The 25,067-nt window shown below is 62.3% G+C and carries 25 protein-coding genes and 1 tRNA gene; 6 read left to right on the top strand and 20 right to left on the bottom strand.

Annotation, left to right across the window (positions count from 1 at the left end; genetic code table 11):
* Window positions 1–61: 61 nt before the first annotated feature.
* Window positions 62–1,132, bottom strand: coding sequence for a multiple monosaccharide ABC transporter substrate-binding protein (chvE, locus tag ABMA32_RS18690; protein ID WP_349015291.1), 1,071 nt, complete (start codon window positions 1,130–1,132; stop codon window positions 62–64).
* A 285-nt stretch (window positions 1,133–1,417) separates the two neighbouring features.
* Here chvE and ABMA32_RS18685 point away from each other — a divergent pair, with 285 nt between their 5' ends.
* Window positions 1,418–2,392: a LysR family transcriptional regulator gene (locus ABMA32_RS18685; protein ID WP_349015290.1), complete on the top strand. Its 975-nt coding sequence runs from the start codon at window positions 1,418–1,420 to the stop codon at window positions 2,390–2,392.
* Window positions 2,393–2,504: 112 nt separating this feature from the next.
* On the opposite strand, the gene ABMA32_RS18680 is transcribed toward ABMA32_RS18685, so the two are convergent.
* A complete protein-coding gene (locus ABMA32_RS18680) occupies window positions 2,505–2,795 on the bottom strand; it encodes a glycine zipper 2TM domain-containing protein (protein ID WP_349015289.1) in 291 nt (96 codons plus the stop codon).
* A gap of 381 nt (window positions 2,796–3,176) precedes the next feature.
* On the opposite strand from ABMA32_RS18680, the gene ABMA32_RS18675 reads away from it, so the two are divergent.
* The 3 genes from ABMA32_RS18675 (at window position 3,177) to ABMA32_RS18665 (ending at window position 4,936) form a co-directional block, all read left to right on the top strand.
* The gene (locus tag ABMA32_RS18675; protein ID WP_349015288.1) at window positions 3,177–3,323 is read left to right on the top strand and encodes a hypothetical protein; all 147 of its coding nucleotides are present in this window, start codon (window positions 3,177–3,179) and stop codon (window positions 3,321–3,323) included.
* 752 nt (window positions 3,324–4,075) lie between these two features.
* The gene (locus ABMA32_RS18670; protein ID WP_349015287.1) at window positions 4,076–4,342 is read left to right on the top strand and encodes a hypothetical protein; all 267 of its coding nucleotides are present in this window, start codon (window positions 4,076–4,078) and stop codon (window positions 4,340–4,342) included.
* A gap of 288 nt (window positions 4,343–4,630) precedes the next feature.
* Complete coding sequence (locus tag ABMA32_RS18665; RefSeq protein WP_349015286.1) at window positions 4,631–4,936, top strand: hypothetical protein; 306 nt, start codon at window positions 4,631–4,633, stop codon at window positions 4,934–4,936.
* Window positions 4,937–5,090: 154 nt separating this feature from the next.
* On the opposite strand, the gene ABMA32_RS18660 is transcribed toward ABMA32_RS18665, so the two are convergent.
* Window positions 5,091–5,166: transfer RNA gene (locus ABMA32_RS18660), tRNA-Lys, on the bottom strand.
* Between the two features lie 273 nt (window positions 5,167–5,439).
* Here ABMA32_RS18660 and ABMA32_RS18655 point away from each other — a divergent pair.
* Window positions 5,440–5,934, top strand: coding sequence for a BA14K family protein (locus ABMA32_RS18655; protein WP_349015285.1), 495 nt, complete (start codon window positions 5,440–5,442; stop codon window positions 5,932–5,934).
* Window positions 5,935–5,992: 58 nt separating this feature from the next.
* Here ABMA32_RS18655 and glpK read toward each other — a convergent pair whose 3' ends face one another.
* The 14 genes from glpK to ABMA32_RS18585 all read right to left on the bottom strand — a co-directional run bounded on the left by glpK (window position 5,993) and on the right by ABMA32_RS18585 (window position 21,683).
* On the bottom strand, window positions 5,993–7,483 hold the full coding sequence (gene glpK, locus ABMA32_RS18650; protein WP_349015284.1) for a glycerol kinase GlpK: 1,491 nt from the start codon (window positions 7,481–7,483) through the stop codon (window positions 5,993–5,995).
* 92 nt (window positions 7,484–7,575) lie between these two features.
* The gene (locus tag ABMA32_RS18645) at window positions 7,576–9,297 is read right to left on the bottom strand and encodes an ABC transporter substrate-binding protein (protein ID WP_349015283.1); all 1,722 of its coding nucleotides are present in this window, start codon (window positions 9,295–9,297) and stop codon (window positions 7,576–7,578) included.
* A 73-nt stretch (window positions 9,298–9,370) separates the two neighbouring features.
* Complete coding sequence (locus tag ABMA32_RS18640; protein ID WP_349015282.1) at window positions 9,371–9,784, bottom strand: DUF2160 domain-containing protein; 414 nt, start codon at window positions 9,782–9,784, stop codon at window positions 9,371–9,373.
* A gap of 1 nt (window position 9,785) precedes the next feature.
* Entirely contained in the window at window positions 9,786–10,679 is an 894-nt protein-coding gene (locus ABMA32_RS18635) for a carbohydrate ABC transporter permease (RefSeq protein WP_425475564.1), read from the bottom strand.
* A 25-nt stretch (window positions 10,680–10,704) separates the two neighbouring features.
* On the bottom strand, window positions 10,705–11,571 hold the full coding sequence (locus ABMA32_RS18630; protein ID WP_349015281.1) for a carbohydrate ABC transporter permease: 867 nt from the start codon (window positions 11,569–11,571) through the stop codon (window positions 10,705–10,707).
* Window positions 11,572–11,576: 5 nt separating this feature from the next.
* Window positions 11,577–12,650, bottom strand: a complete 1,074-nt coding sequence (locus ABMA32_RS18625) for an ABC transporter ATP-binding protein (RefSeq protein WP_349015280.1) — start codon at window positions 12,648–12,650, stop codon at window positions 11,577–11,579.
* Between the two features lie 4 nt (window positions 12,651–12,654).
* A complete protein-coding gene (locus ABMA32_RS18620; RefSeq protein WP_349015279.1) occupies window positions 12,655–13,737 on the bottom strand; it encodes an ABC transporter ATP-binding protein in 1,083 nt (360 codons plus the stop codon).
* Window positions 13,738–13,775: 38 nt separating this feature from the next.
* On the bottom strand, window positions 13,776–15,308 hold the full coding sequence (gene glpD / locus ABMA32_RS18615; RefSeq protein ID WP_349015278.1) for a glycerol-3-phosphate dehydrogenase: 1,533 nt from the start codon (window positions 15,306–15,308) through the stop codon (window positions 13,776–13,778).
* 108 nt (window positions 15,309–15,416) lie between these two features.
* On the bottom strand, window positions 15,417–16,181 hold the full coding sequence (locus ABMA32_RS18610) for a DeoR/GlpR family DNA-binding transcription regulator (RefSeq protein WP_349015277.1): 765 nt from the start codon (window positions 16,179–16,181) through the stop codon (window positions 15,417–15,419).
* Between the two features lie 87 nt (window positions 16,182–16,268).
* Window positions 16,269–17,696, bottom strand: a complete 1,428-nt coding sequence (locus tag ABMA32_RS18605; RefSeq protein WP_349015479.1) for a pyridoxal phosphate-dependent decarboxylase family protein — start codon at window positions 17,694–17,696, stop codon at window positions 16,269–16,271.
* 62 nt (window positions 17,697–17,758) lie between these two features.
* Window positions 17,759–18,493 (bottom strand): proteasome-type protease, encoded by a 735-nt coding sequence (locus ABMA32_RS18600; protein ID WP_349015276.1) that lies wholly within the window; start codon window positions 18,491–18,493, stop codon window positions 17,759–17,761.
* A 31-nt stretch (window positions 18,494–18,524) separates the two neighbouring features.
* On the bottom strand, window positions 18,525–19,319 hold the full coding sequence (locus tag ABMA32_RS18595) for a transglutaminase family protein (RefSeq protein WP_349015275.1): 795 nt from the start codon (window positions 19,317–19,319) through the stop codon (window positions 18,525–18,527).
* Between the two features lie 10 nt (window positions 19,320–19,329).
* Window positions 19,330–20,271: an alpha-E domain-containing protein gene (locus tag ABMA32_RS18590; protein WP_349015274.1), complete on the bottom strand. Its 942-nt coding sequence runs from the start codon at window positions 20,269–20,271 to the stop codon at window positions 19,330–19,332.
* Window positions 20,271–21,683: a circularly permuted type 2 ATP-grasp protein gene (locus ABMA32_RS18585; protein ID WP_425475559.1), complete on the bottom strand. Its 1,413-nt coding sequence runs from the start codon at window positions 21,681–21,683 to the stop codon at window positions 20,271–20,273. The genes ABMA32_RS18590 and ABMA32_RS18585 overlap by 1 nt, the downstream gene beginning before the upstream one ends.
* Window positions 21,684–21,988: 305 nt before the next feature.
* Between ABMA32_RS18585 and ABMA32_RS18580 the strand changes: the two genes are divergently transcribed.
* Window positions 21,989–22,408 carry a DUF4864 domain-containing protein gene (locus ABMA32_RS18580; RefSeq protein ID WP_349015273.1) on the top strand — a complete coding sequence of 140 codons (420 nt, stop codon included), beginning with the start codon at window positions 21,989–21,991 and terminating at the stop codon, window positions 22,406–22,408.
* Between the two features lies 1 nt (window position 22,409).
* On the opposite strand, the gene tgt is transcribed toward ABMA32_RS18580, so the two are convergent.
* The 3 genes from tgt to ABMA32_RS18565 are packed head-to-tail and all read right to left on the bottom strand — an operon-like array spanning window position 22,410 to window position 25,061.
* Window positions 22,410–23,540, bottom strand: coding sequence for a tRNA guanosine(34) transglycosylase Tgt (tgt, locus tag ABMA32_RS18575; RefSeq protein ID WP_349015272.1), 1,131 nt, complete (start codon window positions 23,538–23,540; stop codon window positions 22,410–22,412).
* Window positions 23,533–24,612, bottom strand: coding sequence for a tRNA preQ1(34) S-adenosylmethionine ribosyltransferase-isomerase QueA (gene queA, locus ABMA32_RS18570; RefSeq protein WP_349015271.1), 1,080 nt, complete (start codon window positions 24,610–24,612; stop codon window positions 23,533–23,535). The genes tgt and queA overlap by 8 nt, the downstream gene beginning before the upstream one ends.
* Window positions 24,612–25,061 (bottom strand): DMT family transporter, encoded by a 450-nt coding sequence (locus ABMA32_RS18565; RefSeq protein ID WP_349015270.1) that lies wholly within the window; start codon window positions 25,059–25,061, stop codon window positions 24,612–24,614. The genes queA and ABMA32_RS18565 overlap by 1 nt, the downstream gene beginning before the upstream one ends.
* Window positions 25,062–25,067: the final 6 nt, after the last annotated feature.

Genomic DNA, 25,067 nt, shown 5'->3' with positions numbered 1-25,067 from the left:
ACCAACGGATCAGCCCCCGCACCGCACAGGCGATGCGGAGGCTGTTTTTGGCTAAGTCCGATTACTTCAGGTCTTCAGCCTTGATGTAGCCCGAGCCGACCACGATTTCCTCATAGTTGGACTTGTCGACCGACACCGGAACGAGCAGGTACGACGGAACGACCTTCACACCGTTGTTGTAGGTCTTGGTGTCGTTGATCTCCGGCGTGCCGCCCGAGAGCGCGGCATCGACGAGGTTGGCGGTCACCTTGGCCAGTTCGCGCGTGTCCTTGAACACGGTCGAATACTGCTCGTCGGCGATGATCGCCTTGACCGAAGGCGTCTCGGCGTCCTGGCCGGTGACGATCGGCCACGGCTGGTCGGCCGAACCGTATCCGACGCCGCGGAGCGACGAGATGATGCCGCGCGACAGGCCGTCATACGGAGCAAGAACGCCATCGACGCGGCTGCCGTCGGAGTAGTTGGCCGACAGGATGTTGTCCATGCGGGCCTGCGCGACAGCGCCGTCCCAACGCAGCGTACCGACCTTCTCCATGCCGGTCTGGCCCGACTTGATGACGATGTCGCCGCTGTCGATCATCGGCTGCAGGACGGACATGGCGCCATCGTAGAAGAAGAAGGCGTTGTTGTCGTCCGGCGAGCCGCCAAACAGTTCGACGTTCCACGGCTTCGTGTTGGGGAAGCGTTCCTTCAAGCCCTTGACGAGCGATTCAGCCTGCAGCACGCCAACCTTGAAGTTGTCGAATGTGGTGTAATAGTCGACATTGCCGCTGTCGCGGATCAGGCGGTCGTAGGCAACGACCTTGATGCCCTGGTCGGCGGCCTGCTGGAGAACGGCCGACAGCGTGGTGCCGTCGATCGAGGCGATGACCAGGGCCTTCGAGCCCTTCGTCACCATGTTCTCGATCTGCGCGAGCTGGTTGGGGATGTCGTCCTCGGCATACTGCAGGTCGACGGTGTAGCCCTTCGCCTCGAGTGCAGCCTTCAGTTCATTGCCGTCGCTGATCCAGCGCAGCGAGGACTTGGTCGGCATGGCGATGCCCACGGCGCCCTTGTCCTGCGCATATGCACTATAGCTCACGGTTGCGAGGCCGAGCGCCAGCGCGCCGACCAATGCCTTGATAACTCTCACTGTGTTTCTCCCTTGATCATGAACACCGTACGGGTTCGACCTAGGTCGCCCGTTTTTTTCCGCACGCACAATGCGCCGGTCTGTTGTTTACTTATCCTCCCAGTGCCACCGGGACCGTTGGCGACGCGGCGCGCTAGGCGCGCAGCGACAGGTGAGCCCGATGGCGCGAAACTGTCTTCAATCGATATAACTGTCAAATGCATTCTTTGCTTTTTGACATGCATTTTTGATATACCGCTGCGTAAGTGGTCATATCAAATCCCCCTGCCGTCGGAGAACCAATCCTTGCGCAATGCCGGCTACCTCAATCTGGACACCTCGGGAGAGGAGACCGACGGCCTGCTGCGCAGTGCCCTGAAGATCAGTCACATGCGTATGATCGTCGCCCTTGAGGATACCGGCCAAGTCAGCGGCGCGGCTCACCTCCTGAACATCTCACAGCCTGCCGCCTCGCGCATGATCGGCGAGATGGAGAGCATTCTCGGGGTCACCCTCTGCGAACGGCTGCCGCGCGGTGTCGAACTCACCCCGTTCGGCGCGACCCTGGCGCGACGCGCCCGCACGATCCTGCTGCAACTGCGTGAGGTGGACCGCGAGATCGAAGACCTGAAGTCTGGCAAGGGCGGTGCGGTTTTCCTCGGTGCCGTGACCGCACCCGCGATCGGTCTGGCCGTTCCCGCGATCAAGCGAATCCGTCGCGACTACCCGCGCATCGAGATCAGCATGCAGGTCGATACCAGTGGCGTGCTCGCACGTGAATTGCTCGCCTCGCGTCATGACTTTATCATCGCCCGCATCCCCGACGACCTCAATCCGCGGCTGTTCGATGCGCGTGTCATCGGCATCGAAAAGGCCTGCCTGATCGTGCGGCGCGGCCATCCCCTCGCCGACGGCAGGCAGGTCCAGCTCGAACACCTGACGGACTACGACTGGGTGTTCCAGCCCGGCGGCTCGCTCCTGCGGCGCACCATCGAAACCATGTTCATCAGCCGCAACGTGCCGATCCCCGAGCGCGTCCTGAACACCACCTCTCTGCTTCTTACCATGGTGATGGTGGCACAGACGGACGCCATCGCCCCGGTTGCGCTGGACATGGCGAAATTCATCAACGCGCCCGACGGCCTCGGCGGCGGCATAGAGATTCTGCCGATCGCCTTCGACATCGACGTGCAGCCCTACAGCATCATCACCCCCCGCAACCGCGCGCTCTCACCTGCCGCGCAACTGCTCTACGACCAGATTCTGGGCGAGATACGGTGAGGTCAGGCGGGCGTTCCGGGCGGAGTTCGCACGTAGGCGGGCATGGCCGGCGACGCCCCTTGCCTCGTGCGACCCAAAAAAGCAAAGCCCGGCGCGATGGCCGGGCTTCAATTCAGTTCGGGCAGCGCGCCGTATAGACGGTTCCGTCCGCGCGCCGGAAGCGGCAGTATTCCGGGCTGTTGGGCGGTGCGGATGCTGTTCCGGCAACGGCCCCGATCAGTGCGCCTGCGCCGGCGCCGGCCACCGTGCTTCTTGTATCCCCGCCGAATACCTGGCCGGCGGCGGCACCCACACCAGCCCCGACCAGCGCCCCTGTTCCAGCACGTTGTTCCTGGGTTTGCGTACAACCCGCGACAGCCAGAGAGACCAACCCAAGTAAACAAGCCGCATTTCTGAATTTCATTGCTTCCTCCCTCAAAGTTCCATGCTTTTTCTGACGCCTCGATAGACGCGGCATGTCCCTAGTCGTGAGAGCAACGGGACCCGACCGCCGCACAATTTGCTGGCTTGTATGCGCCAGCAGTGGAAGTCGCCTGGCAGCCCGCAGATGCGAAGGCCGTTATAACAACCGTCAAAGCAAGTAGCGAGCGGACAATGGACGACATGGTGATTACCTCAAAGACAAGGCCGCATAGTCCTCTTTGTCGACTGCTGACGGCAATGCACAAATGCTTTACCGACGTCCGACCCTCGAGGTTGGGTTGCCGGCCCACGCATTAAGCATCCCGGCGCCAGGAACGGAACGTCTGCGCCCTCTCCGCATTAGCTGGAACTGGGAGGACACATGACTCAAATACGCAGGTTCCTATCGTCCGCAGCAGTGGTCTTCGCGATCGCCGCCGGCATCATCCTTACCTTCACGCTGGCCCGGCAAGCGGACGGCGATGTGGAAGCCGCCCCGGTTGTCATGGGCGATCAGGCCATTCAATAGCAGTCGCTGGTTCCGCGATCACGGCAAAGTCCGGCCGCTGGACCCGCGGCCGAAGGAGTGCTGAGAGATCAAGATAGCGGCTTAGGTCCGTCCGTATCGAGAGGGACATGCTCGACCGAGGGTCTCAACTCATGCCGTTCTTCGCCACGACCAATCCCTTTCCGTCATTGCAGTAACCGGGGATCTTCGAACGTACGCGATCTCGTACGGTTGAAGCCACCAGCGGTGCAAGCAGACAAGAAAAAGCCCCGGCACGTTGGCCGGGCCCCCTTGGGGAATCGTGTCGCCTAGAGAGTGTAAAAGTGGCAGTCGTCACCGAAACAAATGGCGATTGAGATTGCTGGCGAGGTAGCAACTCTACCCGCCTCCCCGTGCCCCGCCGCTTTTCCTGCGACTCTGCCGGAAAGAGTCGCAGTCGGGACTTCGATAGGTGTGACCCTTACAGTTGCTGCCGCCTCCTTGTTGATGTCTCCGTTCTTTTCCGCCTGCTTCAGTGCTGCAGCAACGATCGCTCGACCAAACGATTCATACGTGTGCACGCGACCCTGAAGTTCACTCCACGAAACCGCTGCCGGCGCGCTTTTCGTAGTCCTTTGTGCCTTCGCCATAATGCATCTCCGTTGGCCCATGCCCCAACGGAATATTCAGTGAAGTGAGGTTTGGCCGCAAGTGGCTTGACGGGACCTCGACGCCCAGGAACATTTTTCTTCGGGGAATAACCACAACCTCGGGGGCACCGAGGAGCGCAGCCCATGCCCGGCCGCACCATTCAGGACGTCATAGACCGCGGCGACACTGTCACCGCGTTCTGCCACACCTACCTGTGCTTCAATAAATCGATCATCGACATGCGAGCGCTCCGCGATCGGTTCGGGCCGAATCATGGCGCCATGCATGACGATCTGGTGCCCAAGCTGCGATGCAGGAAGTGCGGGAAGCGATCGGTTGGCCTCACATGCACTCCTGGCACCAAGGAATACGGCGGCCACGCCCGTCGCGCCCCGGAAGGCGATGCTTGACGATTGGAGCAATGGGTTACGCTGCCATGGGCCTGCTGCTGCTCGCTGCGGCGCTCAGGACGAGCTTGGGGCGGCCTTAGGCTTGCTCGGGCGCTGCTGAAGGCCAGCAATGCCCTGCATGACGCTGGAGCGCGGGTCCTGCGGCGTGTCGAGCGGGAACGGAGGTGCCGTAAACGTTGACAGTAGGCCGGCTGGCGACGGCCGGCCTTTTGTTTGGAACCAACAGCACTGCCGAAGGTTGGGGAACATGCTGGTTGAGGGCAGCAACCAACCCCGTGGAGGTAAACGATGAAACTTCTCACTGCCGCTGCCGTCGCAGTTCTATTGTCGTCCGGTATGGCGTTCGCCCAGGACAACTCAACCACCGGATCGACGACCGGATCCGACAATGACAGCAACCCGAACTATCTTGCCGGCCCGAACATTCAGCGCTTCTACACAGACGAGTCCATGAACACGCTGCGGCCGGAAGTCGAGCTGAAGTCGGAATGGCAGGCGATGACTGACACCGAACGGGCGGACGCGAAGCAGGCATGCATGGGTAACAAAGACACCCGCTTCAACCCTCTCTGCAACGCCATCGGCGCAATGTAGCTCCCAGGCTTAACCTTGCTAAGCCCGGCTGCTCAGGTGGCCGGGCTTTTTCATGCCAACCACAAAAATGCTGGCTGTGCGTTAGCCGACGTGCAATTTCTAGACCGACCATTTCCGGCCCGAGACGATAAAAGATTGTTTTTGCAGGTGTTTTTGGTGAGCGCGCTGGGGCTCGAACCCAGGACCTACTGATTAAAAGTCAGTTGCTCTACCGGCTGAGCTACGCGCTCCCGCGAGGCGAAAGAAGCCCCCGAAATTGCGGCGGAACATAGGGAGGGCTTTCGTGTGGGTCAATCCGGAAATTGGCTGTCCTAGGCAGAAGGTTTTGCGACTATGGAAACCTGCGCCACGCATCACTTTAGCCACCTTACCTAGCCGACTGTTCTGCTCGGACTCTCACATTACAATTTCGCAATACGGGGTGTTTGCGAGGAACAATCGCTCCTATTTATCGTTTTGGTGACCGAAGGGACCGATTTCCGGTCAAGAATGAGGATTCTATCATGAAGAAATTGGTATCTGCGGTTTGCGCCAGTGCCCTGACTGCTGCGCTTGCAATTACATCCGTTGCGCCCGTCAACGCTGCCCCGACGTTTGTCCCGAAAATGGAGACGGCCCAGAAGTCGGACGTCGTCCAGGTTCAGGAGTGGCGGAAGAAAAACCGCAACTTCAGACGCAATCAGTGGGAGCATCGCCGCACGGGCAATTGGGTTAACAATAATCCCCGGTATGGCTGGTACAACGGTCATCGCGGATATCGCTACAAGCGGCCGGGCTATCGCTATCACGATGGCTGGTGGTTCCCAGCAGGCGCATTCATAGCTGGTGCGATCGTCAGCGGAGCGATCGCTAACAGCTACAACCAGCCGTCATATCGCTACGGCGGAAATGCCCATGTCGAGTGGTGCTACAACCGCTATCGGTCGTATCGCGCCTATGACAACACGTTCCAGCCATACAACGGCCCTCGCCGTCAGTGCTACTCGCCTTACGGCTAAAGGCTCGCGCAAACGGCAAGAGAAAGGCCCGCAGAAGCGGGCCTTTTTCTTTTCTCGATCAGATTGTCAGCGTGCGCCGGACTGCATCGCGCCACCCCGCGAGTTTCGTTGCCCTGGTCTTCTCGTCCATCTCTGGCCGGAAGCGCTTCTCCAGTGCCCAGCTTTTCGCGAAGGCCGATGCCTTCGGCCAGACGCCAGCGCGCGAGCCAGCCAGCCACGCAGCGCCAAGCGCGGTCGTCTCCAGGATTTCGGGCCGATCGACGGGCGCATCCAGAATGTCGGCTAGGCGCTGCATCGTCCAGTCCGACGCCACCATCCCGCCGTCGACGCGCAGCACGGTGCCGGATGCCGCGCCCTTCCAGTCCTTCTTCATGGCGTCCAGCAGGTCGCGCGTCTGGTAGGCGACTGCTTCAAGCGCTGCGCGGGCAAATTCGGCGGGACCGGTATTGCGCGTCAGTCCGAAGATCGCACCCCGCGCGTGGGCGTCCCAGTGGGGTGCACCCAAGCCGACGAAGGCCGGCACGAGATAGACGTTCTGCGATGGGTCGGCCTTGGCCGCGAGTTCGCCGCTGTGCGCGGCCTTGGAGATCATCTTCGCTCCGTCGCGCAGCCACTGCACGGCAGCACCCGCGATAAAGATCGAGCCCTCCAGCGCATAGGTCGTCTTGCCGTCGAGGCGGTAGGCGATCGTCGTCAGCAATCGGTTCTTGGAGCGCACCATGTCGGCGCCGGTGTTCAGCAGCGCGAAGCAACCGGTGCCGTAGGTCGACTTCATCATCCCCGGCTTGAAGCAGGCCTGCCCGATCGTCGCGGCATGCTGATCGCCGGCGACGCCGAGGATTGGGAGCGCCGCGCCGAGGATCGATTTTTCCGTCACGCCGAAATCGTCGGCGCAATCCTTCACCGACGGCAGCAGCGAGCGCGGAATGTCGAGGATCCGCAGCAGTTCCTCATCCCACTCGTTGTTCCCGATGTTGTAGATCAGCGTGCGCGAGGCGTTCGTCGCATCCGTCGCATGGACCTTGCCGCCGGTCAGCCGCCAGACGAGGAACGTATCGATCGTGCCGGCGAGGAGTTCGCCCTTTGCGGCCCGCCGCCGCGCGCCCTTTACATGATCGAGCAGCCAGGCGATCTTCGTGCCCGAAAAGTACGGATCGAGTAGCAGGCCGGTCTTGCGTGTAAACGTCTTCTCCAGCCCTGCCTTCTTCAGCTTTGCGCACAGCGGCGCGGTGCGCCGGTCCTGCCAGACGATCGCCTTGTGGATCGGCTGGCCGGTCGCCTTGTCCCAGATAACGACGGTTTCGCGCTGGTTGGTGATGCCGATCGCGGCGATGTCGGCGGCTTTCACCTTGGCCTTGCGCAGCGCCTCCTTGGCGGACCACACGACGCTCTGCCAGATTTCTTCGGGGTCGTGCTCCACCCACCCTGATGCGGGATAGAACTGGGTGAATTCCTTCTGGCCGACGCCCGCGACCTTCATCTTTCCATCGAAGACGATGGCGCGCGAGGATGTCGTGCCTTGGTCGATGGCGAGAACGTAACCTGTCATGATCCCTCCGCTTACAGGAACAGGGAGGCGGCATGACGCCGCCTCCCCGTCCGTACGTCAGGTCCGGGGGCCGAGGCACCCGGACGGTCTAGTTACTGCCAGCTCTTGACCAGCTCGTCGTAGTTGACGGTCAGCGGCTTTTCCTTCTCGTCGGCGATCTTGAGCTGCGGAGCGAGGTTGCCCTTGGCTACGGCATCCTTGTTCCAGTACTCGAGATCGTGCTCCTCGGCGAGCTTCGGTCCCATGTCACCCATGACGCCGGCGCGTTCCAGGCGTTCCAGCACCTTCTCCTGCTCGGCACAGAGCGAGTCCATCGCCTCCTGAGCAGTCTTTGCGCCCGACGACGCATCGCCGATCGCCTGCCACCAGAGCTGAGCCAGCTTCGGATAGTCCGGAATGTTGGTTCCGGTCGGCGACCACTGGACGCGGGCCGGCGAGCGATAGAACTCGATCAGGCCGCCGAGCTTCGGTGCGCGCTCGGTGAACGACGGATGCTGGATCGAGCTTTCGCGAATGAGCGTCAGCCCGACATGGCTCTTCTTCACATCCACCGTCTTGGACGTGACGAACTGCGCATAGAGCCACGCAGCCTTGGCGCGATCGTCCGGGGTCGACTTGAGGATCGTCCAGGATCCGACGTCCTGGTAGCCGAGCTTCATGCCGTCCTTCCAGTAGACGCCATGCGGCGACGGGGCGAAGCGCCACTTCGGCGTGCCGTCCTCGTTCACGACCGGCAGGCCGGGCTTCACGAAATCGGCCGTGAAGGCGGTGTAGGTGAACATCTGCTGGGCGACTTCACCCTGCGATGGCACCGGGCCGGATTCGGAGAAGGTCATGCCCTGAGCAGCCGCCGGTGCATAGGCCTTCAGCCACTGCAGGTACTTCTCGATCGAATAGACCGCCGCCGGGCCGTTGGTGTCGCCGCCGCGTGCGACACACGAACCGACCGGCCGCGAATTCTCGTCGACCTTGATGCCCCACTCGTCGACCGGCTTGCCGTTCGGAATACCCCTGTCGCCGTTGCCGGCCATGGACAGCCATGCGTCGGTGAACCGCCAGCCGAGCGACGGGTCCTTCTTGCCGTAGTCCATGTGGCCATAGACCTTCTTGCCGTCGATCTCGCGGCCGGTGAAGAACTCGGCGATGTCCTCATAGGCCGACCAGTTGACGGGGACGCCGAGGTCGTAGCCGTACTTCGCCTTGAAGTCGGCCTTGTTCTTCTCGTCGTTGAACCAGTCGTAGCGGAACCAGTAGAGGTTCGCGAACTGCTGGTCGGGAAGCTGGTAGAGCTTGCCGTCGGGCGCGGTCGTGAACGATGTGCCGATGAAGTCGGCGAGGTCGAGGCCGGGATTGGTGACGTCCTTGCCTTCGTTGGCCATCCAGTCGGTCAGGCTGCGCGCCTGCTGGTAGCGCCAGTGGGTACCGATCAGGTCGGAGTCATTGACGTAGGCGTCGTAGATGTTCTCGCCCGACTGCATCTGCGTCTGCAGCTTCTCGATAACATCACCTTCGCCGATCAGGTCGTGCGTGATCTTGATGCCGGTGATGGCCGTGAACGCAGGCGCAAGCACCTTCGATTCATATTCATGCGTGGTGATCGTCTCGGACACGACCTTGATATCCATGCCGGCGAAAGGCTTGGCCGCGTCGATGAACCACTGCATCTCGGCTTCCTGTCCGGCGCGGTCGAGCGACGACAGGTCGCCGATCTCCGCGTCCAGGAAGGTCTTGGCTTCGTCCATTCCGGCGTAGGCGCTTCCCGCCCCGACCAGCAGGACAAGGGCGGTCGTAGATGTTAGTAGGTGCCGTCGCATATGGTTTCCTCCACAAGGTTACTTTGCGATCGAGGCGGTCGCAGGCACGCGGCCGCCTCAACAGTTCCTCCCCCTAAACGTAGCGAAACACGCCAATGGCGTAGACCACGGAGAGAGCGAGAGCCCACCACAGGCTAGGGCCGACAAGGCCCAGCCAGGCGAGATGGATGAACGCTGCGCCGAGCAGCGAAATGAACAACCGGTCGCCGCGCGTCGTCTCGAAGCGCAGGATGCCAACACGCGGATTTCCGCCGGGGCTTGCATATTCCCAGACCGCCATGAGGGCGAGCAGCAGGAAAATGGTCAGGAAGAACAGCGCGGTCGGAAACGACCACGCCATCCAGCCGCCCGGGATCAGGGAGCCCGTCCAGTCGACCTCGCCGTCCTTGACCGGCAGCCGGAGCGTCAGCAGCCACGCGCAAAGCGCATAAACGACCAGAACCGCGGCGAACGGGATTTGCCAGCGCCGTGTGCGAGCCACCGCCATCTCAAACCCTCCCCAGGGCAAAGCCCTTGGCGATGTAGTTGCGGACGAACCAGATCACGAGCGCGCCGGGGATGATCGTCAGCACGCCGGCAGCAGCCAGCACGCCCCAGTCCATGCCCGAGGCCGACACCGTTCGCGTCATGATCGCGGCGATGGGCTTGGCCGCCGTGGTCGTCAGCGTGCGCGCCAGCAGCAGTTCCACCCACGAGAACATGAAGCAGAAGAAGGCGGCGACGCCGATGCCCGATGCGATCAGCGGCATGAAGATCTTCACGAAGAAGCGCGGGAAGGAATAGCCGTCGATATAAGCCGTCTCGTCGATTTCCTTCGGCACGCCTGACATGAAGCCTTCGAGGATCCACACCGCCAGCGGCACGTTGAACAGGCAGTGCGCCAGCGCAACCGCGATGTGCGTGTCGATCAGTCCGAAGGCCGAATAGAGCTGGAAGAACGGCAGCGCGAACACCGCCGGCGGCGCCATGCGGTTCGTCAGCAGCCAGAAGAACAGGTGCTTGTCGCCGAGGAAGCGGTAGCGCGAGAAGGCATAGGCGGCCGGCAGCGCCACGCTGATCGAGATGGCCGTGTTCATCACGACGTAGATGATCGAGTTGATGTAGCCCGAATACCAGGACGGGTCAGTGAAGATAACCATATAGTTGCGGATTGTCGGGTCCACCGGCCAGAAGGTGATCGGTCCGACGATCTCCTGATTGGTCTTGAAGCTCATGTTGATGAGCCAGTAGATCGGCAGCATCAGGAAGATGATGTAGATCGTCGGCACCAGCCACCAGAAGCGCGAGCTCTCGCCGCGCCTGCGCATGGAACGCGCCACCGCGTCGTTGCCTGCACCGGCTATGCTTCCAGCTGCCGGCAGTCCGCCGCGCTCGACCGTCATGGCGTTGTCCTTCGTGTCCGCCATGTCAGCTGTCCCGCCCGTAATTGGTCATGACGGTGTAAAACACCCACGACAGCAGCAGGACGATCAGGAAGTAGACGATCGACATCGCCGCCGCCGGCCCGAGGTCGAACTGGCCGATCGCCATTTTCACGAGATCTATCGACATGAAGGTGGTCGAGTTACCGGGACCACCGCCGGTGACGACGAACGGTTCGGTGTAGGTCATGAAACTGTCCATGAAGCGCAGGAGGACCGCGATCAGCAGCACGCGGTTCATCTTCGGCAGCTGGATGTAGCGGAACACCGCCCAGCGGGACGCGCCGTCGATCTTGGCGGCTTGGTAGTAAGCGTCGGGAATGGAGACCAGCCCGGCGTAGCAGAGCAGCACGACGAGGCTCGTCCAGTGCCAGACATCCATGAGGACGAGCGTGATCCACGCCGCGACAGGGTCGCTGACATAGTTGTAGTTGATGCCCAGCGAATTCATCGTGTAGCCGAGTAGGCCGATGTCGATGCGGCCGAACACCTGCCAGATCGTGCCAACAACGTTCCACGGAATGAGCAGCGGCAGCGCCATCAGCACGAGGCAGACCGGCACGCCCCAACCCGAGCGCGGCATGTTGAGCGCGACAAAGATGCCGAGCGGGATCTGGATCGCAAGGATGATGCCGGAGAATGCCAGGTTGCGCCCCATCGCCTGCCAGAAGCGGCTTGAGGCCAGTATGTCCTCGTACCAGGCGGTGCCGACCCAGAAGAAGATGTTGTTGCCGAACGTGTCCTGCACCGAATAGTTGACCACCGTCATCAGCGGGATGACGGCCGAGAACGCCACCAGCACCAGCACCGGCAGCACCATGAACCAGGCCTTGTTGTTCCAGGGCTTGTCCATGGCCGTCAGCCTCCCAGCTCGACACGCCAGGAATCGGCGTAGATGTTGATGCCTGCGGGATCGAAGGCGATTTTCGCGTCGCTCGGGATTTCGGCGTGTTCCGCGACGATGGCCGCGATGTGATGGCCCTCGATGGTGGCGTGCACGACGCGGTGACGGCCGATATCCTCGACCTTGGTGATCGTCGCGGGCATGCCGTCCTCGGACAGCCGGACATATTCCGGCCGCACCCCAAGTTCCGTCTTCCCTGCCCCACCCGACGACGGCGCGCCGCCCGGCAGTTCGATCGTCTGGCCACCGAGCTTGGCATTGCGGCCGTCGACCGACACCGGCACCACATTCATGCCGGGCGAGCCGATGAAATAGCCGACGAAGGTGTGCTTCGGTCGCTCGAAAAGTTCGGCCGGCGTGCCGATTTGCACGATCTCGCCGTCATACATGACCACGACCTGCTCGGCGAAGGTCAGGGCTTCCGTCTGGTCGTGCGTGACATAGACCATCGTGTAGCCGAAGCGCCTGTGAAGCTGCTTCAACTGCGAGCGCAGCACCCATTTCATGTGCGGATCGATGACGGTCAGCGGCTCGTCGAACAGGATGGCGTTGACGTCGTGGCGCACCAGCCCGCGCCCGAGCGAAATCTTCTGCTTCTGGTCCGCCGTCAGGCCGCGCGCGCGGCGCTTGGCCATGTCGGCAAGCCCGGTCATCTCCAGCGTCTCGCGCACGCGCCGGTCGACATCGGCTTCCGGAACTGAACGGTTGCGCAGCGGGAAGGCCAGATTGTCGTAGACCGTCATCGTGTCGTAGATGACCGGGAACTGGAACACTTGCGCGATGTTGCGCTCCTGCGTTGACAGGTTGGTAACGTCGCGACCGTCGAAGCGAAGTTCCCCATGCGAAGGGTGCAGCAGGCCGGAGATGATGTTGAGCAGGGTCGTCTTGCCGCAGCCGGAAGGCCCCAGCAGCGCATAGGCTCCGCCGTCCTCGAAGACGTGGTTAACTTCCTTCAGCGCGTAGTCCTTCGGCGACGTCGGGTTCGCCGTATAAGCGTGGCGGATGTGGTTGCACTCGATGCGCGCCATGGTGCTAAGCCGCCAGTCTGTCGCGGGCGCTGACGGAGCGGCCGCTTGAGTCGAAGATCATGATGTGGCGCGGATCGAGGAAGACCTCGACCTCCTGGTCCGGCTCGAACGAATGGATGCCATGCGCCAGCATCACCCAGCGGACATCGGCGAAATCCAGGTGCACGTAGCTTTCCGAGCCGGTGATCTCGGAGGCCGTCACCTTCGCCCTCAGCGGCACCGCGCCCGATCCGGAGCGGGATAAAGAAAGATGGTGGGGCTGAAAGCCGATCGTATACTCGTCGTCGGCTATGCCGGCGAGGTCTGCCGGCACAGGGAGGTTCACCCCACCATCAAGCATGAAGCTCGATCCGCTTTTCCTGAGCACGATCGTGTTCAGCGGCGGATCCGCGAATGTCCTCGCCGTCACCAGATCGTTCGGACGGCGGAAAACCTCGATTGTCGGGCCGAACTGGGTAATGCGGCCTTCTGACAGCGTTGCGGTATTGCCGCCGAGCAGAAGCGCTTCGTGCGGTTCGGTCGTAGCGTAGACGAAGATCGTCCCGGCAGCTGCGAATATCTTCGGCAGTTCCTCGCGCAGTTCCTCGCGGAGCTTGTAGTCGAGGTTTGCCAGCGGCTCGTCCAGCAGGACGAGCGAGGCGTTCTTGACGATGGCGCGCGCCAGCGCCGTCCGCTGCTGCTGGCCGCCCGACAGATTGAGTGGCGTGCGCGCCAGATAGGGCGTCAGCTTCAGCAGGTCAGCCGCGCGCCCGACCTCGCGCTTGATCGTTGCGTCGTCGGCGCCCGCCACACGCAACGGCGAGGCGATGTTCTCGTAGACGGTCATCGCCGGGTAGTTGATGAACTGCTGGTAGACCATAGCGACGTTACGCTTGCGCACCGGTACGCCCGTCACATCGATGCCGTCGAACCAGACGGAACCGGCGGTCGGCACGTCCAGACCGGCCATGATCCGCATCAGGCTGGTCTTGCCCGAAAGCGTCGGCCCGAGAAGCACGTTCAGCGAGCCGTGACGAAGCGTCAGCGACACGTCGCGGATATGGTCCGCGCCGGCAACGGTTCTCGTCACATTCCGCAGTTCGAGCATGTCGCCTCCTCCCAGGCTGATACTCTCGAGTTCAGCTTCTATTCCGCGGCAGCAATTTGCAAGCTGCGCGGAAATCCCTTCATGTATTCGTCGAGCGCCGCAGTTTCCTGCGGGGACAGCACGAGCCCCCGCTTGGTCCTGCGCCACAACACGTCTTCCGCAGTCAAAGCCCACTCCTGGTCGATCAGATACCGGACCTCCGCCTCATAGAGATCGGCCCCGAAACTGCGTCCGAGCTCGGCAAACGACTTCGCAGTCCCGAGCAGCTTGCGCGCTCGCGTGCCGTAGAGCCGGGTCAGGCGACGGGCAAAACTCACATCCAGGAATGGATAATCGGCCTGCAGCCTTGCGACCTGCGCATCGAAGCCGGTCGCCGGAAAATCGCCGCCCGGCAACGGTGCATTGGCGGTCCACGACTTTCCCTTTTTGCCCAGAAGATGCTCGATCTTCTCAAGCATGTGTTCCGAAAGCCGGCGGTAGGTGGTGATCTTGCCGCCGAAGATATCGACCAGCGGAGCCTGCCCGTTCGGATGATCGACCTTCAACACATAATCGCGGGTCGCTTCCTGCGCCTTCGATGCGCCGTCGTCATAGAGCGGGCGCACGCCGGAATAGGTCCAGACGATATCCTCCGGCTTCACCGGCTCGGTGAAATACTCGCTCGCTGCATCGCAGAGGTAGCGGACTTCCTCGTCGCTGATGCGCACATTGTGCGGATCGCCGGGGTGGTCGCGATCGGTGGTGCCGATCAGCGTGAACTCTTCCTCATAGGGAATGGCGAAGATGATGCGGCCGTCCTTGTTCTGGAAGAAATAGGCGCGCGGATCGTCGAACTTCTTGCGCACCACGATATGGCTGCCCTGCACCAGACGAACGTTGTGGACATCGTTCTGGCCGATCGTTTCCGCAAGGACGTGATCGACCCAGGGGCCAGCCGCATTGACCAGCAACCGGGCTCGAACTGTCTCCTGTTCGCCGCTACGCACATCCTGGACTTCAATTGACCAGTGATCGGCATCGCGCCTTGCTGTTGTGACTTTTGTGCGAGTGCGGATCGTCGCACCACGGTCGGCGGCGTCACGTGCATTGAGAGCCACCAGTCGCGCGTCGTTCACCCAGCCGTCCGAGTATTCGAACGCTCTGGCGAAGTTTGGCTTCAGCGGCTTGCCCGCAGGATCTGTGCGCATGTCGAGCGTACGCGTGGCCGGCAAGAGCTTCCGCCCGCCGATATGGTCGTAGAGAAACAGCCCGAGGCGCACCATCCAGGCTGGCCGTGGACCGTCCTTGGCGAACGGCAGTACAAAGCGTAGCGGCCAGATTATGTGCGGCGCGTTCCTCCAGAGCACCTCGCGCTCCATCAGCGACTCCCGCACCAGCCGGAACTCGTAATATTCGAGATAGCGCAGCCCGCCGTGGATGAGTTTCGTGGAGGCCGACGACGTCCCGCTTGCGAGGTCGTTCATCTCGGCGAGAAAGACAGAATACCCCCGGCCCACGGCGTCGCGGGCAATGCCGCATCCGTTGATGCCGCCGCCGATGACAAAGAGGTCATGGATTGGGGACGCGTCCAAACTTCCTCCTCGCTTTCGCACTGCACCATTTTGGCGTCTTATCGAAAGCGTTTGGGAATTATTTCGAAAACATAACGAATGTCAAACGAAATAGACTGATGGCCCCGGTTATCGGGACGTCTCCACAAGATCGACGTTCGCATCTGTGCAGATATCGCGGATCGCGGTCACGTCGCATCGATCCGTAATGAACGTGTTCACCTGGCTCAGATGACCGATGCGGACAGGCGCGGTTCGCTCGAACTTGGTCGCGTCGGCGACGAGGATGACATGCCGCGCGTTGGCGATGATGGCTTGCGCGACCTTCACCTCGCGAAAGTCGAAGTCGAGCAGTGCCCCGTCGGGATCGATCGCCGATGCGCCGATCACGGCATAATCGACCTTGAACTGCTTGATGAAGTCGACCGCCGCCTCCCCCACCACGCCGCCATCGGAGCCGCGCACCACGCCGCCGGCGATGACCACCTCGATCGAGGGATAGACCCGCATCCTGTTGGCAACATTGATGTTATTGGTGATGACCATCAATCCGTCATGGTCAAGCAGCGCATTGCTGACCGCTTCCGTCGTTGTGCCTATGTTAATGAAAAGCGAGGCATGGTCCGGTATCAGGCGCGCTGCCGCCCTGCCGATGGCGTCCTTCTCGTCCGCCGCGATCTTGCGCCGCGCCTCATACTCCACATTCTCGATGCCTGACGGAAACAGCGCGCCGCCATGGATGCGCGTCAGCAGCCGCTGTTCGCACAAATCATTGAGATCCTTGCGGATCGTCTGAGGCGTGACGGAGAAATGCTGGGCCAGATCATCGACCAGAACACGACCCTGGTCCTTTGCCATCTGGATGATTTCGTTATGTCGCGGGGATAGGAACATTTGGCGCCTCCGACTTTCGTTTTTATCACAAAGACATCAAAACGAAAGTCGTATAAAAGGCAGTGCGCGTCCAACGCGTGGTTATCGCTAACGCGCCGTCTCCGTTGTAATGCGCGCGGCGATCTCGGTAATCACGTCGAAGGCCACGTCCACATCCGCTTCGGTGGCCTCGAACTGCCCTGCCTGGAAGCGGATCGCCACACGCCCGTCCACGCGCGTCTGCGTCAGGTAGATGCGACCGTCATTGTTGATTGCGTCCACAAGCGCCAGATTGTGCTCGTCGGCCCTCTGTTCGTCGCACGGCTGATGTCGGAACGTGAACAGCGACAGCATGGGCTCGGTGACGATCTCGAAGCCCGGCACTTCCGCCAGTCTGGACGCAAGCCCCTCGCTCCATCCGACATGGTTGCGGATCATCTGGCGCAGCGTTTCCAGGCCGTGCGCGCGCAACAGGAACCACAGCTTCAGCGCGCGGAAACGACGCCCGAGCGGCACGGTCCATTCCGAATAGTTGACGATGCCATCCCTGCCCTGCGTCTTCAGATATTCCGGGCGGATCGCCAGCGTCCGCACAAGGCTTTCGGGATCGCACACGAAATGGATTGAACAGTCGAACTGCGCGCCGAGCCATTTGTGCGGGTTGAAGACGACGGAATCTGCATGCTCCACCCCGGACCAGAAATGCCGGAACTCCGGGCAGATCATGGCCGACCCCGCCCAGGCCGCGTCGACGTGCAGATAGAGTCCATACTTTTTGGCGATCGCCGCGACGGCCGCCACGTCGTCGGTGCCCCCGATCGAGGTGCCCCCCACGCTCGCAATGATGCCTGCGGGAAGCAACCCGGCCGCCCTGTCCGCCTGAATCGCCTCTTCCAGCGCTGTCGACTGCATCGAACGCCAGCGCCCGCCGGTCGGCACGCGCACAAGGTTTTCCTCGCCGATGCCGGCCACCCAGATCGCGCGGTCGATCGACGTATGAACCTGATCGGAGCAGTAGATGCGAATGCGCGGCTGACCCGACAGCCCCGCGCGGTTGCCGGCCCAGCCCAGCGCCCGTTCGCGCATCACCAGCACCGCCGAGAGCGTCGCAGACGACGCCGAGTCCTGGATCACTCCGGAGAAGTCCTCAGGCAGGCCGAGCGCCTGCCGCAACCAGTCGATGACCTTCGTCTCCAGTTCGGTTGCCGCCGGCGATGTCTGCCAGAGCATGCACTGGGCCGCCATTGTGCTGACGAGATATTCGGCAACGACGGATACCGGTGCGGCATTGGCCGGAAAATAGGCGAAGAAGCGCGGGTGCTGCCAATGCGTCATGCCGGGCACGATATCGCGCTCGAAGTCGGCGAAGATCGCCTCCATCGCCTCCGGTTCCTCAGGCGCCGACAGGCCGATCCGCGCCGCGATCTCGCCGGGCTGGGTCTGCGCCCGCACGGGCCGGTCCCGCAGCGTGGCGCGGTAGTCCGCTCCCCAGTCCGCCGCGCGGTGCGACCACTTTCGAAAATCGTCGTTGTCCATCATTCCTCCCGGCGCGCGCAAACGACCCTATCGAAGGGAAGCGGGACCTGAAATGTCAAAAGTCAGTTTTCGGGAAAATCCGGCAGCGCCTTGAAGGCATTCTTCAGCGCGTTCGACCAGCCGTCCGAAACGGTCCGGTAGTAGGGATCGTCCTGGCCGATCCTCTTCCTCAGCCCCACCTTGAAGCTGTCCTTTTCATAGAACAGCAGGTCGAGCGGCAGGCCGACCGACAGGTTCGATTTCAGCGTCGAATCGAAGGACACAAGCAGAAGCTTCACCGTCTCTGCGAGGCTCATCGCCTTGTCGTAGGCGCGCACGATGATCGGCTTGCCGTACTTCGTCTCGCCGACCTGGAAGAACGGCGTGTCGTCGCTGGACTCGATGAAGTTACCTTCCGGATAGATCATGAACAGCCGGGGCGCTGTCCCCCTGATCTGGCCGCCGAGAATGAAGGACGCATTGAAATAGCTGTCCGCCTTCTGGCCCACCGGCGCGGAATTGGCGATGACTTCCTTCACCACGTCGCCGACCAACCGCGCCGTCTGGAACATCGAAGGCATTTCGAGCAGCGTCGGCGCGCGCTCGGCCACGGCCTTGGTGCGCTCTTCCAGTATGCTGACCACCGATTGCGTGGTCGCCAGATTGCCCGCCGACATCAGCACGATGACGCGCTCGCCCGGCTCCTCCCAAACATGCATCTTGCGGAAGGTGGAGATGGAATCGATGCCCGCATTGGTGCGCGTGTCCGACATGAACACGAGTCCCCGGTCGATCTTCAATCCAACGCAATAGGTCATGGAATCGCTTCTGGTATCGCCTAAGCGGCGATTACTGCTCTACCGTGATCGAGACGGCAAGCTGTTCTTCCGCCCATCCAAGGCGGATTCCCGACACCGGCATGGCGTCGCGATAGTCACGGCCGACAGCCATCCGGACATAACGTTCATCAGGCGATATGCCGTTGGAGGGATCGAACGCCACCCATCCGAGCCCCGGAACATGCGCTTCCGCCCAGGCATGGCTGGCGGCCTGGTCCACCGTGTCGTTCAGCATCAAATAACCGCTGATGTAGCGCGCCGGGAAGCCGAGGACGCGGGCGGTGGCGGTGAAAACATGCGCATGGTCCTGGCAGACGCCGCTTCCCAGCTTCAGCGCTTCTTCGGCGGTGGTACCAGCATGCGTCGCGCCCGTCGTGTAGGCCACCCTGACCCCGATGATGTTCATCAGCTGGTGCAGCCGGTCCAGCTCCGAACCTTGCCCGACCGCTTCCGCCAGTTCGCGGATGCCGTCGCCAGGCGTCGTCAGGTCGGTCTGGTGCTGGAACAGCCAGAGCGGCGCAAAGCCGCGATGCTCGCCGGAGACGCCCGCCGTGTCGAAGGTCTCGACCTCGCCCCAGGCGTCGACCCCGATCGTGGTGGCATCGGCCGACATGCTCACAAGTCGCGTGTCGTTCTCGAAGTGGTCGATGTAGCGCGCTTCCTCGACGGCGCCGTCCACCTTCAACGACCAGCTATGGATGGTCTGCGTCTTGCCGCCGCGTGGCACCAGCCGCAGCCGCTGCAACGCATATTGCAGCGGCGCGTCGTAGCGGTATTCGGTCCGGTGCGAGATCTTCAGTCTCATGGCGGTCCCGTCAGTGGAAACGATAGTTGGCCGCGACCTCGCCGCCGAGCCGGTTGTTGTCGCGGATAAAGTCGGTCAGGAACTCGTGCAGCCCTTCGTCGAATATCCGCTTCACCGAGCTTGAGCGCAGTTTCGACAGGATATCCTCCACCTGTTGATGGCATGGCAGCCTTAAGCCGTAATCCTCCTCGCGGAACCGCAGGTGTTCGGCAAGGAAGCGGTAGCAGAAGGTCAGCGAGCGCGGCATGCGGCCGTTCAGGATCAGATAGTCGGCGATGTTGGTCGGCTTGTATTCGGCGTCATACACCCAGCGATAGGAGCGGTGCGCCGAAACGGAACGCAGGATCGACTCCCACTGCGAATTGTCCAGCGTCGACCCGACCCACGAGACCGACGGCAGCAGCACGTAGTACTTCACATCGAGAATGCGCGCGGTGTTGTCGGCTCGCTCGACATAGGTGCCGATCTGGGCGAAATCGAAAATCTCGTTGCGCAGCATCGTGCCGTAGAAGCAGCCGCGTATCAGCGCCGTCTCGCGCTTGATCGCGTCGAGCACGCTCGGCAGGTCGCGCTCGTCGATGGGGTTGGCGAGCACGCGTTTCAGCGACATCCAGGCTTCGTTGATCGCCTCCCATGTCTCGCGCGTCAGCGCGGTACGCACCATGCGCGCGTTGAAGCGCGCGGTTTCCATGGAGGCCATGGCGCTCGAAGGGTTGGTCGTGTCGCGGATCAGGAAATCCGAGACATTGGCGGGCGTGTATTCGCTGTATTTCGACGCAAAGGCGGAATCGACGCCGGCCGAGAGCACGACGGACTTCCACTCCTCCTCCGCGCTCTGCGTCCGCGTCAGCGCCATGCGCAGCCCGGCATCCACCAGACGCGCCATGTTCTCCGCCCGCTCGATATAGCGGTTCATCCAGTAGAGGCCGTTTGCGACGCGTCCGAGAAGCATTAGTCGTCCAACACCCAGGTATCTTTGGTTCCGCCGCCTTGCGACGAGTTCACGACCAGAGAGCCCTGCTTGAGAGCAACGCGGGTCAATCCCCCCGGCACGATCTGAATCTTGTCGGACACCAGCACGAACGGCCTGAGATCGACATGGCGCGGTGACAGGCCGGCTTCCGTCATGATCGGGCAGGTCGACAGCGAAAGCGTCGGCTGGGCGATGTAATTCGATGGGTTCGCGGCGAGCTTCTTCGAGAAAGTCTCCCGCTCCTTCTTGGTGGCGGTCGGGCCCACCAGCATGCCGTAGCCGCCCGAGCCGTGCACTTCCTTCACGACGAGGTCTTTCAAATTCTCCTGCACGTATTTCAGCGTGTCCGGCTCCGAGCAGCGGAAGGTCTGGATGTTCTGCAGGATCGCCTTGCGGCCGGTATAGAACTCGATGATGTCGGGCATGTAGGAATAAATCGCCTTGTCGTCGGCGATGCCGGTGCCCGGAGCGTTGGCGATGGTGATGTTGCCGGCGCGATAGACGTCCATGATGCCGGGCACGCCGAGCGCGGAGTCCGGCCGGAACGTCAGCGGGTCGAGAAATGCGTCATCGACGCGGCGGTAGAGCACGTCGATCTGCTTGTAGCCCTCGGTCGTGCGCATCGCGACGTGCCCGTCGACCACACGCAGATCGTGTCCCTCGACAAGTTCGACGCCCATCTGGTCGGCGAGGAAGGCGTGCTCGAAATACGCCGAGTTGTAGCTGCCGGGCGTCAGCACCGCCATCGTCGGCGTCCCACGCAGGTTCTCCGGCCGAACGGCGGCGAGCGACTGTCGCAGCAATTGCGGATAGTTCTCGACCGGCCGCACCCTGATCTTTTGAAACAGCTCGGGAAAGAGCTGCATCATCGTCTCGCGGTTTTCCAGCATGTAGGAGACGCCGGAAGGCGTGCGCGCATTGTCCTCGAGCACGAAGAACTCGTTCTCGCCGGTACGCACGATGTCGGTGCCGATGATGTGGGTATAGACGCCAGCCGGCGGGCGCACACCGATCATTTCGGGCAGGAAGGCGTCGTTTTCCGCGATCAGCCTTTTAGGGATCCGCCCGGCACGCAGGATTTCCTGGCGATGATAGATATCGTCCAGGAAAGCGTTCAGCGCCTGCACGCGCTGCTCGATGCCCTGGGTGAGCCGCCGCCATTCGGCCCCGGAAAGGATGCGCGGAACGATGTCGAAGGGGATGAGCCGTTCGGCCGCCTCTTCCTCGCCATAGACGGCGAAGGTGATGCCCGTCTTGCGGAAGACGCGCTCGGCGTCGCGCATCTTTTCGCCTAGTCTCGCCGGGTCCTGCTGCTGCCACCAGCGGTCGTAGGCCGCATATGAGTGTCTTATGCCGGACTGGTCCGGCTGCATTTCGTCGAACGCAACCAAGCGCGTACTCCCCTGTGACACCATTTCAAAATGCGTCGCGACCGAAAAGCAAGTGCAATCGCCAAAAATGGCCTAGACTTTGGTCAATGCGCGAAAACTGCCGAAAACGAAGGCATCACTTTCGAAGGCAAATCCCTGACTGCACAGTTGAAGTGCATACTGGTTTTCTCGCCGCTGGCTTGAGCCCAGCACAAAAGGGAATCGCGGCACGGCTCCATGGTTACGTTCGGCTGAGTGAACCAAAAGTGGCTGAACGACGTACTACGTCGACACGAGCCTTCCGATCGCCGCACGGGAGTTTGACGATGCATCTGATCCGCACAGCATTGCTTACCCTGCTGCCTCTCCTGCCCGTTACCGCCTTCGCCGGCGATGCGGACATCCGGGGCGCGCAGGCTACCGTCGACTCCCAGCTCAAAGCCTTCCAGTCCAACGACGGCGCGCTTGCCTATTCCTTCGCGGCTCCGAGCATCCAGCGGATATTCCCGACCGTCGATATCTTCATGGGCATGGTCGGCAGCGCCTATCAACCAATCCGCAGCCCGCGAAGCTACGCCTTGGGTGCGGCAAAGGAGCTTGGCAATGGCCGCATCCAGCAGGACGTCCTGCTGACCGGCCCCGACGGGCTCGAATATGAGGCGGAATATACGCTGGAGCTGCAGCCCGACGGGGTCTACCGCATCACCAGCGTAAAACTCAAGAAATCGACCGCCATCGGCGCGTGACCTACAGCGCCGGCAGATCACCCTTCGTCCAGCCTTCCGTGATCTCCACCGCGCGGTCGGTAAACCGGCCCGCCTCGATCGCTTCGCGGATATCCTGCATCAGGTGCTGGTAATAGGAGAGGTTGTTCCAGGTCAGCAGCATCGCGCCCAGCGCCTCCTGCGACCGCACAAGATGATGCAAATAGGCGCGGGAATAGTCGCGCGCGGCGGGGCAATCGCTTTCCTCGTCCAGCGGGCGCGGGTCGTCGGCGTGGCGGGCGTTGCGCAGGTTGATCTTGCCGCGCCGCGTATAGGCGAGGCCGTGCCGCCCTGCCCGCGTCGGCATCACGCAGTCGAACATGTCGACGCCGCGCGCGACCGATTTCAGGATGTCGTCCGGTGTGCCGACGCCCATCAGGTATCGCGGTTTTTCCGTCGGAAGCTCAGGCAAGGTGATGTCGAGCATCTCCAGCATCACCGCCTGCGGCTCGCCCACCGCCAGACCGCCGATAGAATATCCCTTCAGGTCCATACCTTTAAGCGCCTGCGCCGAACGGACGCGCAACGCCGCCACGTCGCCCCCCTGCACGATGCCGAACATAGCCTTGCCCGGTTGGTCGCCGAAAGCCGTCTTGCAGCGCTCGGCCCAGCGCAGCGACAACTCCATGGCGCGCTCGATGTCCTTCGGTTCCGAAGGCAGCGCGACGCATTCGTCAAGCTGCATCTGGATGTCGGAATCGAGCAGCCCCTGTATCTCGATCGAGCGTTCCGGCGTCATCTCATAGGCCGCGCCGTCGATATGCGAACGGAACGTCACGCCGTTCTCGGTCAGCTTTCGCAACTGCGACAGCGACATCACCTGAAAGCCGCCGCTGTCGGTCAGCATCGGATAGGGCCATCGCGCGAACTCATGCAGCCCGCCCAGCCGCGCGACCCGCTCCGCCCCCGGCCGCAGCATCAGGTGATAGGTGTTGCCGAGGATGATGTCCGAGCCTAGGTCGCGCACCTGATCCAGATACATCGCCTTGACGGTGCCCGCGGTGCCGACGGGCATGAAGGCCGGCGTCCGAACGACACCGCGCGGCATCGAAACCTCGCCGCGCCTGGCGTTCCCGTCGGTGGCGATGAGGCGGAAGGTGAAGGTGTCAGTCATTATCGGCCCTGAAAAGCAGGCTGCCATCCCCATACGAATAGAACCTGTAGCCGCTCTCTATGGCATGCGCATAGGCGGCGCGCATGCGCTCCAGCCCGGCGAAGGCCGAGACCAGCATGAAGAGCGTCGAGCGCGGCAAATGGAAATTGGTCATCAGCGCATCGACCAATCGGAAACGATAGCCCGGCGTGATGAAGATCTCCGTCGACCCCGACCACGCCGCCAACGATCCGTCTGCGGAGGCGGCACTTTCCAGCAGGCGGAGCGATGTCGTGCCGACGCAGACGACGCGGTTTCCCCGCGCTTTCGCCGCGTTGATCGCCTCGGCCACCTCGGCCGACACATTCCCCGTTTCCGCGTGCATTCTGTGGTCGGCAGTGTCGTCCGCCTTGACCGGGAGAAACGTCCCCGCCCCGACATGCAGCGTCACGAAACGGCGCTCCACGCCACGCGCATCCAGCGCCACGAAAAGCTCCGGCGTAAAGTGCAGCCCGGCGGTGGGTGCTGCAACCGCACCTTCCTCGCGGGCATAGATCGTCTGGTAATCGGCCCGGTCGCGCTCGTCCTCGGCGCGTTTCGAAGCGATGTAAGGCGGCAGTGGCACATGGCCAACTGTATGCAGCGCCTCGTCCAGCATCGGGCCTGACAGGTCAAAGGCCAGCAGCACCTCGCCGCCGTCGCGTTTCTCGACCACGGTGGCGTCGAGTGCGCCCAGAAAGCAGGAATTGCCGTCATGGCCGAAATGGATGCGGTCGCCGGCAGCGACGCGTTTGCCCGGCCGCACGAAAGCCAGCCACCGGTCGGCTGCGACCCGCATATGCAGCGTCGCGTCGACATGCGCCGACGCTTCGCCGCGCACGCGAATGCCCGAGAGTTGCGCCGGGATCACCTTGGTGTCGTTGAAGACCAGCACGTCGCCGGGATCGAGCAGCGATGGCAGGTCGCGCACGATCCTGTCCTCGAAGGAGCTTAGTGGACGCACCACCAGCAGCTTCGCTGCGTCGCGCGGATTCGCCGGACGGAGCGCGACGCTTTCGTCTGGCAAGTCGAAATCGAAGAGATCGACGCGCATCAGGTCAGGCGAACAAGCAAGGCGCCGGTGACCAGCAGCACGGCGCCAGCGACACGGCCGAAAGAGATTTCGCGCATGGCCATGCCGAGGAAGCCTATGCGATCCAGCAGCATGCCGGCGAGCAGTTGCCCGGCCACCAGAAACGCCATCACCGCTGCCGCGCCAAGGCGCGGGATCAGGATGGTCGAGATGGTGACATAGGAGCCACCGAGGATGCCGCCTGCCACAAAAAGCCACGGCGGCGGAGCCTTCAGGTCGAGCGAAATCTCCTGAATGCGCATTACCGCGAAGGTGACGGCCCCAAGCACGATCGCGCCCGACAGGAACGAAAAGGCGGCCGCGGCGATGGGCAACCCAAGGCCGCGCGCCAGTTGCGCGTTGATCGGAGCCTGGGCGGCAAGGAACGCGCCTGAGATTATGCCCAGCAGCGACCAGAAAGCCCCGATCATCGCAGT

The sequence above is a fragment of the Mesorhizobium quangtriensis genome, assembly GCF_040081925.1.
GTDB lineage: Bacteria > Pseudomonadota > Alphaproteobacteria > Rhizobiales > Rhizobiaceae > Mesorhizobium_K > Mesorhizobium_K quangtriensis.
The sequence above is the reverse complement of the archived record's forward strand: the minus strand, read 5'-3'. Positions and strand labels throughout refer to the sequence as shown.

Coding starts and splice junctions, on each gene's coding strand:
- tgt (WP_349015272.1), bottom strand. CDS start 23,540: ATGACTGACACCTTCACCTTCCGCCTCATCGCCACCGACGGGAACGCC.
- ABMA32_RS18675 (WP_349015288.1), top strand. CDS start 3,177: ATGACTCAAATACGCAGGTTCCTATCGTCCGCAGCAGTGGTCTTCGCG.
- ABMA32_RS18635 (WP_425475564.1), bottom strand. CDS start 10,679: ATGACGGTCGAGCGCGGCGGACTGCCGGCAGCTGGAAGCATAGCCGGT.
- ABMA32_RS18655 (WP_349015285.1), top strand. CDS start 5,440: ATGAAGAAATTGGTATCTGCGGTTTGCGCCAGTGCCCTGACTGCTGCG.
- ABMA32_RS18665 (WP_349015286.1), top strand. CDS start 4,631: ATGAAACTTCTCACTGCCGCTGCCGTCGCAGTTCTATTGTCGTCCGGT.
- ABMA32_RS18640 (WP_349015282.1), bottom strand. CDS start 9,784: ATGGCGGTGGCTCGCACACGGCGCTGGCAAATCCCGTTCGCCGCGGTT.
- ABMA32_RS18680 (WP_349015289.1), bottom strand. CDS start 2,795: ATGAAATTCAGAAATGCGGCTTGTTTACTTGGGTTGGTCTCTCTGGCT.
- ABMA32_RS18590 (WP_349015274.1), bottom strand. CDS start 20,271: ATGCTTCTCGGACGCGTCGCAAACGGCCTCTACTGGATGAACCGCTAT.
- ABMA32_RS18620 (WP_349015279.1), bottom strand. CDS start 13,737: ATGCTCGAACTGCGGAATGTGACGAGAACCGTTGCCGGCGCGGACCAT.
- ABMA32_RS18595 (WP_349015275.1), bottom strand. CDS start 19,319: ATGAGACTGAAGATCTCGCACCGGACCGAATACCGCTACGACGCGCCG.
- ABMA32_RS18625 (WP_349015280.1), bottom strand. CDS start 12,650: ATGGCGCGCATCGAGTGCAACCACATCCGCCACGCTTATACGGCGAAC.
- glpK (WP_349015284.1), bottom strand. CDS start 7,483: ATGACAGGTTACGTTCTCGCCATCGACCAAGGCACGACATCCTCGCGC.
- ABMA32_RS18610 (WP_349015277.1), bottom strand. CDS start 16,181: ATGTTCCTATCCCCGCGACATAACGAAATCATCCAGATGGCAAAGGAC.
- queA (WP_349015271.1), bottom strand. CDS start 24,612: ATGCGCGTCGATCTCTTCGATTTCGACTTGCCAGACGAAAGCGTCGCG.
- ABMA32_RS18565 (WP_349015270.1), bottom strand. CDS start 25,061: ATGATCGGGGCTTTCTGGTCGCTGCTGGGCATAATCTCAGGCGCGTTC.
- ABMA32_RS18600 (WP_349015276.1), bottom strand. CDS start 18,493: ATGACCTATTGCGTTGGATTGAAGATCGACCGGGGACTCGTGTTCATG.
- ABMA32_RS18645 (WP_349015283.1), bottom strand. CDS start 9,297: ATGCGACGGCACCTACTAACATCTACGACCGCCCTTGTCCTGCTGGTC.
- ABMA32_RS18580 (WP_349015273.1), top strand. CDS start 21,989: ATGCATCTGATCCGCACAGCATTGCTTACCCTGCTGCCTCTCCTGCCC.
- ABMA32_RS18670 (WP_349015287.1), top strand. CDS start 4,076: ATGCCCGGCCGCACCATTCAGGACGTCATAGACCGCGGCGACACTGTC.
- ABMA32_RS18605 (WP_349015479.1), bottom strand. CDS start 17,696: ATGGACAACGACGATTTTCGAAAGTGGTCGCACCGCGCGGCGGACTGG.
- ABMA32_RS18630 (WP_349015281.1), bottom strand. CDS start 11,571: ATGGACAAGCCCTGGAACAACAAGGCCTGGTTCATGGTGCTGCCGGTG.